Below are 5,845 nucleotides of genomic sequence, written 5' to 3'. Positions count from 1 at the left end.
CGCCGGAAAGGGGCCACACGCGGGTTCTATCGCCGGCAGCGCCGTTAATGTTGCGTGCCGGTTTGGGCGGTCAGCACGAGCTTGCGGCTGCCCAGTGGTGCGTCGAGGTGAGCGGCGATGGGGACGTCGCGGACGTAGAGCGGGCAGATGCGGTGGGTCTGGGCGATGGTCAGCACGGTGATGTCGACCTCGTCGGCGGTCTGCTTGGCCACCTGGGCCTCGATCTTGACGCAGCCGCCCTCCTCGACCATCACGACGAGGGTCTTGCCGCCGTCCTGCTGCCACACGGTCTGGGGCACGCCGTCGGGCGGGGTGTAGCTGACCTGGTTGGGCGGCACGGTGGGACCGGTGGCCTTGGGCTGCGGCGTCTCCGAGGTGGCGGGAGGCGGGGCCGGGGCGCCTGAGGTCGTCGGCCCTGGCACGGAAGTGGAGGTGGTCGGTGCGGGCGAGACCGTGCTGGTCTGGTCCGGGCCGGTCTGCGCGGCGTTCGTCGCCGTGGGAGAGCCGCAGGCGGCCAGGGCGAAGAGCCCGGCACCCAGCGCCACGGTTCTCAGCCAGCGGTGACCCGACAGCTGCGGCAGGGCGGCTCTCCGCCGGGAGTGGGGGCGGCGCCCGGCCGGCTGGGGCGAGCCGGCCAGGCGCCCGGGGATTGGCTTGGTCATGACCGCACCGTCCTCTGCTCCAACACGACCTTGCGGTCGGCGAGTGGCTTGTCCAGCTGCACGGTCAGCTGCGTGAGCCGCAACTCCTTGGTGCAGACCCGGTTGGCGTCGGCGAGGTTCCGGATGAGCAGCACGTGCACGGCATCCGCGTCCTGAGCGGCCAGCTCCGCGCTCGAATGCTCGCACCCGCCCTCCTGACCCTGCACGGCCAGGGTGGCGCCGTTGTCGTCCAACTGGACCCGGGCGGGATAGCCCTGGGGCAGCTTGGCCATGTCGACCTGCGTGGACGGCACGTCGCGGAGGCTGCCGCCCTGGCCGGCGGGTGCGATGCCGTTGGCGCTGCCGGGCTGGGTCGTCGTCTGGGTCTGGCCGCAGGCGGCAAGCGCCAACACCAGCGCGCCCGCGCCGACCACTGTCGTCAGAGCCTTCATGCACCAGGGACGGAGCGACCACCGGGATGGGTTGCATCGCCCTAATCGGATAGCGCATCTGCCGCCCCGCGGCCATGATCCGGGGCGTGAACGTCGGCGTGAACGTGCTGGTCGGTCTGGCGGTCCTGGCCCTGCTGCTGTGGCGGCAGCTGCAGCCCCGGCGGGTGCGCGAGGACGGAGCCATGCGGCTCACGGTGATCCTGCTGGTGGTCGGCGTCTTCCAGGCGTACCCGGTGCTGTCGGGTCATCCCCCGACGACGGTCGTGGTGCTGCTGTTGCTGGCCGGCCTGGTGTCCGGGGCGGTGTTCGGCACACTTCGGGCATATACGACGAAGTTGTGGATCCAGGACAACGAGGTCTGGCGGCGGGGCACCTGGGTCACGCTGGTGCTGTGGCTGGTGGCGGTGGGCCTGCACTTCGGCATCGACTACCTGTCCGAGCAGCAGGGCGCGCCGGCCGGGCTGGGGTCGTCGACGATCGTGCTCTACCTGGCGGTGACGCTGGGCATCCAGCGCTTCATCACGCAGCAGCGGGCCGTGAAGGTGCGGTCACAGGTCTAGCAGCTGGATGGGGTCGAAGGAGACCGGGAACGGCTCGGTGATCTCGAAGACGCCGCCGGTGTGGGCCACGGCGACCTCCTGGTACTCGCCGTCGGCCAGCCGGTAGAACCACAGGGTGGCGGTCTCGGTGCGCAGGTCGACCTCGCCGCGCAGGTAGTACGGGATGCCCTCGCGGGCGCACATGGCCGGCTTGTCCAGCCGGTCGCGCTGGCGCGAGGAGGGCGACACGAACTCACCGACCACGATCGCGTCCGCCGCTTGGGCCCAGGTGCTCATCACCGGCGCGCGCATCACGGTGATGTCGGGCTGGATCCACCGCTGCGCGGTCATCTGCAGATTGACGGTGGTGTACACGCGCAGGCCGACGGCCCGGGCCGGCCCCTTGAACAGGCCGCGCAACTCGTCCGCGGCGTACACGTTCGGGCCTGCCTCGTACGGGCTCAAGATCAGGTTCCCGTCAACGCACTCGTACTTGCTCGGCAGCAGGCCGGGGTCCGGGAGGTAGCGCTCGGCCAGCTCCGTGGTCCACATGCCGGCGAGTTCGACGAGCGGATCGAACGAGACCGAAGCGGACATGCGGTCACCTCCCAGGCACCCCATGATACTGCGTTTTTGGCGCCGCCTCCGGCGTCGCGGCTCGGCCCCTCGGACCGCTGCCTTGGTAATGGGCAGCCTACTATTCCGCAGCTAACGACGTAACCAAGCTGTGGGCTTTCTCGGCTTTTACGAGACGAAATGTGCCTAATCTAACGTACGATACCAGTAGTACGGGTCGTAAGCATTTTACATCCAGTAGGTGTGACCGTCGTTTTTGGGTTGGCTTTTTCCGAAAACGGATCAGATCTGAGCGAGGTCCGTGCTGCTTTGTGTTCTTGGCGAGAAATCCAGCAACCGTGCGAAGCACCGGCGGGGCCTCGCGTTGCTGCTGATCAGGCCCCGGTCACTGCGGTCGCAGGCGGGAGAGGGCGTCTCGGATGGCGTCCAAACGGCCCTGGGAGGCCAGGCCGGGGTGGTACACGTGCAGTTCGGAGGCGCCGGCGTCGAGGTACTGCTGCCATTCGGCGGCCAGGGCGGCGCCGTCGACCGGGCGCGGCGGCAACGCGAGCACGTAGGCGGCGAGGGCCTTGTCGGTGATGCCCTGCAAGGCCTTCAGCACGGGCAGGGCGACGTCCGGCCCGGGCCACGCGGTGAAGGTCAAGGTGTCGACATCAGCCCCGACCCCGCCGGCCACGGTGGCGAACGGGCCGGTGGCCCACTCGTCGGCCGCGGCGTGGGCGACGATCTTGGCGTCCGGCAGCGTCGAGCGGATCGTGCCGACCAGAAGCTGCCGCAGGCCAAGGGAAAGCCCGGTCCTGACCCCGGAAACGGTGTCGGCGAGCTGCTCCCCCAACGCCGCGCGGACGCTCTCGGCCTTGCCGTCGACGCCGGCCTTGACCGAGTTGCGGAACGCCACCACGTCGATGCCGGCGTCGCCGTAAAGCCCGATACAGGCCACACAGAAGCACAGCGACAGCAACTGCGTCTGGGCCGGCGACCAGTCGGTGCCGTCGGTCTTCTCGTGGTGACCGCCGTGCATGAAGCCCAGCGGCCCGCAGGCCTCCAGCACCACGCCGTCCAACGGTCCACTGTGGACGATCTCCGAGACCAAGGTCTCGCAGTACTCCACGACATCCGCCTGCGCGGGGCACAGCGCGTACGGATAAGAGTCGCCGAAGGCGTTCCGCACGACCAGATCCGGGTTGGCGTCGCCGAGCCGGCTGGAGTGCGTCAGCACGGTCCAGGCGTGCACGGGCAACCCGACGGCCCGCAGCCGGTCGGCCGCCACCGCGAACGAGTCACCGTCCACCCAGGACGGTCCGGCCGGCGCGAGGCGCTTGCCCTGCCAAGCTTCCGAGCGCACCGGCGTGTACAGCGCGGCGTGCCGGGCGTCGACCATCCGGTGCCGCGGGTGCAGTGGCGTGGCGGCCCGGGTGGTGTGGTACGAAGCCGCCAGGGCGACCGCGCCGACACCGAGACCGGCGAAGCGTTCCGCCGCGGCGTCGTCGCCGACCAGGTCCCACGTGTAGGCGTGGGCGAGCGTGGTCACCACCGGGGGTTCTTCCTCTCGTACGACGGCACGACCTTCTGCATGTAGCCCGTGTCGTCCCGGCTGCGGATATCGGTGTCCAGGAAACGTTGATGCGCCACGGCAAGCGCGTCCCGATCGAGCTCGACCCCCAGGCCGGGCCCGCTCGGCACGGGCACCGCACCGTCCACGAAGGACAGTGCGCCCGGCTTCACGACGTCGTCCGCGCTGTTCCACGGATAGTGTGTGTCGCAGGCGTAGCGCAGGTTCGGGGTGGCGGCGGCCAGGTGCGTCATCGCCGCCAGGCTGATGCCCAGGTGCGAGTTGGAGTGCATGGACAGCCCGATGCCGAAGGTCTCGCACAGCAGCGCGAGGCTCCGCGACCGGGTCAGCCCGCCCCAGTAGTGGTGGTCCGACAGCAGCACCTGGATGGCGTTCTGCCGGATCGCCGGCGGCAGGTGGTCGTAGGACACCACGCACATGTTGGTGGCCAAGGGCATGTCGATACGGCTGGCCACCTCGGCCATGCCTTCGATGTTCGCCGTCGGGTCTTCCAGATACTCCAGCACGCCGTCGAGCTGCTCGGCCACCTTCACGGAGGTGTCGGGCGTCCACACCGCGTTGGGGTCCAGCCGCAGCGGAGTGTCCGGGAACGCCTCGTGCAGCGCGCGGATGGCCTCGATCTCCTCCTCGGGCGGGAAAACCCCGCCCTTGAGCTTGATCGAGCCGAAGCCGTACTCGTCTATCAGCTTGCGGGCCTGGGCCACGATGCCGGCCGGGTCCAGCGCCTCGCCCCACTCGTCCGGCTCGGCGCCGGGATGACCGGCCCACTTGTAGAACAGGTAGGCGCTGTACGGCACGGCGTCGCGCACCTTGCCGCCCAACAGGTCCACCACCGGACGGCCCTGGTGGCGGCCCTGGATGTCCAGGCAGGCCACCTCGAACGGCGAGAAGACCCGGTCCACGGTGCCGATCCCGGAGATCTGCCCGGTCAGGCCGTGCTTGTCCGAGCCGACCACGCCGGTCAGCGCCGCGGCCACCGCCGCGTGCATGCCGTTGAGGTCGTAGACGTCCAGCCCGATCAGCGCCGGCACGACCTCGCGGGTGCGCTCCAGGTGGCCGGCGTCGCCGTAGGTCTCGCCGAGACCGCTGACGCCCTCGTCGGTGTGGATCTCGACGATCGTGCGCAGGGCCAGCGGCTCGTGCACGCCGACGGAGTTCAGCAGCGGCGGATCGCGGAAGGCGATCGGGGTCAGGACGATCTCGGTGATCTTCATTCGGCGATCAGCTTCCGTCCGGCCTCGATGATCCGGTCCAGCTCGGCCAGGTGCTCCTCGGTCGGGTCCAGCAGCGGCGGCCGCACGCCGCCGACATCCAGGCCGCCGCGCGAGACGGCCGCCTTGACCAGGGACACCGCGTAGCCCGGCACCTTGTCGCGCAGCTCGACCAGCGGCTTGTAGAAGCCGTGCAGCAGGGCGTTGACCTTGTCGCTGTCACCGGCCGTGACAGCCTTGTAGAACGCCAGCGAGATCTCCGGCGCGAAGCAGAACACGGCGGAGCTGTAGAGCTCGACGCCGATGCCGCGGTAGGCCGGCTGGGTCATCTCGGCGGTGGGCAGGCCGTTGAAGAACTGGAACGGCTTGTCCACGGCCTCGCGCACGGACAGCACGATGCGCTGCATCAGGTCCATGTCGCCGATGCCGTCCTTGAAGCCGATCACGTTGGACAGCTTGGCCACCTCGACCGCGGCCTCGGGCGTGAAGACGGCGTTGTTGCGCTGGTAGACGATCACCGGCAGCTGGGTGGACGCCGCGACCTCGGTGACGTAGCGGGCCACCCCGGGCGCCGGGCAGCCGACCAGGTACGGGGGCAGCAGCAGGATGCCGTCCGCACCCGCGCGCTCGGCGGCGGCCGCGAACTTGCGGGCCATCGGGAGGGAGCCGCCGGCTCCGGCGAAGACCGGCACGCGGCCGGCGGTCGCCTCTACGGGACGCGCACCGGGCGCGCGAACTCCTCGAGGTAGAAGGGCGGTAACTCACAAAGGCCGTATGCGAGGAGCATAAGCTAGTTGTGCCAGCAGCCACGGGCCACACCCTTTCACGAACCTATTGTTTTTTTTTTTTTTTT

General features: G+C 69.6%; 6 protein-coding genes and 1 pseudogene. 1 reads left to right on the top strand and 6 read right to left on the bottom strand.

The genetic code is table 11. From position 1 onward, the window contains the following. Positions 1–44: 44 nt before the first annotated feature. Together KUTG_RS36690 and KUTG_RS36685 are read right to left on the bottom strand one after the other, a co-directional pair. On the bottom strand, positions 45–662 hold the full coding sequence (locus KUTG_RS36690) for a hypothetical protein (RefSeq protein ID WP_157495009.1): 618 nt from the start codon (positions 660–662) through the stop codon (positions 45–47). Further along, positions 659–1,093, bottom strand: a complete 435-nt coding sequence (locus KUTG_RS36685) for a hypothetical protein (protein WP_043723414.1) — start codon at positions 1,091–1,093, stop codon at positions 659–661. The genes KUTG_RS36690 and KUTG_RS36685 overlap by 4 nt, the downstream gene beginning before the upstream one ends. An 86-nt stretch (positions 1,094–1,179) precedes the next feature. Between KUTG_RS36685 and KUTG_RS36680 the strand changes: the two genes are divergently transcribed. Further along, the gene (locus KUTG_RS36680) at positions 1,180–1,653 is read left to right on the top strand and encodes a DUF1453 family protein (RefSeq protein ID WP_043723411.1); all 474 of its coding nucleotides are present in this window, start codon (positions 1,180–1,182) and stop codon (positions 1,651–1,653) included. Here KUTG_RS36680 and KUTG_RS36675 read toward each other — a convergent pair. The 4 genes and pseudogenes from KUTG_RS36675 to KUTG_RS36660 all read right to left on the bottom strand — a co-directional run. After that, complete coding sequence (locus KUTG_RS36675; protein WP_043723409.1) at positions 1,642–2,229, bottom strand: Uma2 family endonuclease; 588 nt, start codon at positions 2,227–2,229, stop codon at positions 1,642–1,644. The two genes, KUTG_RS36680 and KUTG_RS36675, sit on opposite strands and share 12 nt — an antisense overlap. A gap of 364 nt (positions 2,230–2,593) precedes the next feature. Further along, a complete protein-coding gene (locus KUTG_RS36670; protein ID WP_232241165.1) occupies positions 2,594–3,739 on the bottom strand; it encodes a hypothetical protein in 1,146 nt (381 codons plus the stop codon). Beyond that, complete coding sequence (locus KUTG_RS36665) at positions 3,736–4,995, bottom strand: glucarate dehydratase family protein (protein ID WP_043723402.1); 1,260 nt, start codon at positions 4,993–4,995, stop codon at positions 3,736–3,738. Before KUTG_RS36665 ends, KUTG_RS36670 begins: the two co-directional genes overlap by 4 nt. Next, positions 4,992–5,693, bottom strand: a pseudogene (locus KUTG_RS36660) (5-dehydro-4-deoxyglucarate dehydratase); the annotation flags it as partial. The pseudogene KUTG_RS36660 and the gene KUTG_RS36665, both read right to left, overlap by 4 nt. Positions 5,694–5,845: the final 152 nt, after the last annotated feature.

This window comes from Kutzneria sp. 744, from assembly GCF_000568255.1.
GTDB lineage: Bacteria > Actinomycetota > Actinomycetes > Mycobacteriales > Pseudonocardiaceae > Kutzneria.
This window is presented reverse-complemented; position numbering and strand designations above follow the sequence as displayed.